The 1492-nt window shown below is 49.3% G+C and carries 2 protein-coding genes; one reads left to right on the top strand and one right to left on the bottom strand.

The window, feature by feature from the left end; genetic code table 11:
* Positions 1-217: 217 nt before the first annotated feature.
* Positions 218-826, top strand: coding sequence for a hypothetical protein (locus NZ772_18835; GenBank protein MCS6815614.1), 609 nt, complete (start codon positions 218-220; stop codon positions 824-826).
* Here NZ772_18835 and NZ772_18830 read toward each other — a convergent pair.
* A partial coding sequence (locus NZ772_18830) for an adenylate/guanylate cyclase domain-containing protein (protein MCS6815613.1) occupies positions 819-1492 on the bottom strand: 674 nt, incomplete at its 5' end. The two genes, NZ772_18835 and NZ772_18830, sit on opposite strands and share 8 nt — an antisense overlap.

Below are 1492 nucleotides of genomic sequence, written 5' to 3'. Positions count from 1 at the left end.
TGATGAAGGCATGACTAACCTGCTTAGAGCCTTGACCTGCTTGCAGTGTCGTGCCCTGCTATTAGAGTGGCTGCTGGCGCAGAGAGGCAATTTAGGGTTTGGCTACCCAATGCACTCTGGCTAGGGTGTTTTTATGCACTCATGCCTTGTTACTTTCCCTCACCTGCTATAGTAGGAGGCTAGCAGCTATACATTTTGTATCCCTCATTGGATCCTGATGACTCCTGCTGAGATTGCAGCAGCCTTGCAAGTTGCATTTCAAACCTGTGACGCGGCAGACGTTCCATTGACGCAGACTCAGAAACAGATGGTGCTAGAGGCAGTGAATCGCTGGCTGAGCGATCGTGCCGCTGTTTCCTCAGACTTAACGGTCAATCCCCTTGATGAGTTGACGGAGACTGAACGGCGCTCACTGCTGCGGTTTATTCAAGACACTGACCGCCCTGACTATTCCTGGAAAGTGCAACTCTTAAATGATTGGCTGCAGGGAAAGGATTCTGGTGCTGTCCAGTTTATTCGAGAGCGCTATGGCCTGCGATGGCTAGATCGGGTACAGCCAGTGCATGTCAACTATTATCTAGAACGTGAAGGCAATGCAGTGGTCAGGTTAGCCCTAGGCGATCGCATTGAGGTGTGTAACGCCCTATGGGAATGGGTACAAGAGTCTGGCCCCTGCGATCGTCAGTGGTTTCCTTGTACAGTCGTAAAAGCTCCAGAGAATGATTCCGCCACTGCTTGCTGCATTGTTCGATTTGATACAGGTGCGGAATACGAAATTCAAGGAGTCTACGATTGGAATCGTTACAATTGGCGCAAAGTTAGTTAACGGCTGTTTGATCACGCTGAAGACAGGAACGGTTAGTTAACTTGCCTCGGAGTAAGTAGGTTTGCATTTCACCTTTGCCCTTAATCTTGACCGTTCCACGAGGTTCAAACTGATAGCGATCGCGCAGCCGCTCATAGGTGGTTTCAGTCACCTGGATGGCATCAACTACCCCCTGAGACTCCATGCGACTGGCCAAGTTGACTGCATCACCCCACAGATCATAAGTGAACTTACGAATACCAATTACCCCGGCAACGGCAGTGCCTGTGTTAATCCCAATCCGGAGACAAAAGGGTTCGCACTTATCTTGATGAAACTCGCGAATGACCTGCAACATGTCCAGCGCCATGTTAGCCACTGCTACTGCATGATCTGGTCTAGGCGTTGGCAACCCACCAACTACCATGTAGGCATCGCCAATGGTTTTAATTTTCTCTAACCCATGCTGATCGGCTAGTTGGTCAAAGCGAGAAAAAATGGCATTGAGGACGTTGACCAGCTCGATGGGAGATACCTGTGATGCCCATTGGGTAAAGTTCACAATGTCAGCAAACAAAATTGTTACCTCATCAAATCGTTGGGCTAGCACCATGTGGTTCGTATTGTGCTCTGTCTGTCGATGTTTTAGTTCCTCTACGATCGGTGCTGGCAAAATGTTGAGCAACA

The organism is Cyanobacteriota bacterium, assembly GCA_025054735.1.
In the GTDB taxonomy this organism is placed as follows: domain Bacteria; phylum Cyanobacteriota; class Cyanobacteriia; order SKYG9; family SKYG9; genus SKYG9.
Note: the sequence above shows the minus strand (reverse complement) of the source record. Positions and strands in the feature narration are given on the sequence as shown.

Coding starts and splice junctions, on each gene's coding strand:
- NZ772_18835 (MCS6815614.1), top strand. CDS start 218: ATGACTCCTGCTGAGATTGCAGCAGCCTTGCAAGTTGCATTTCAAACC.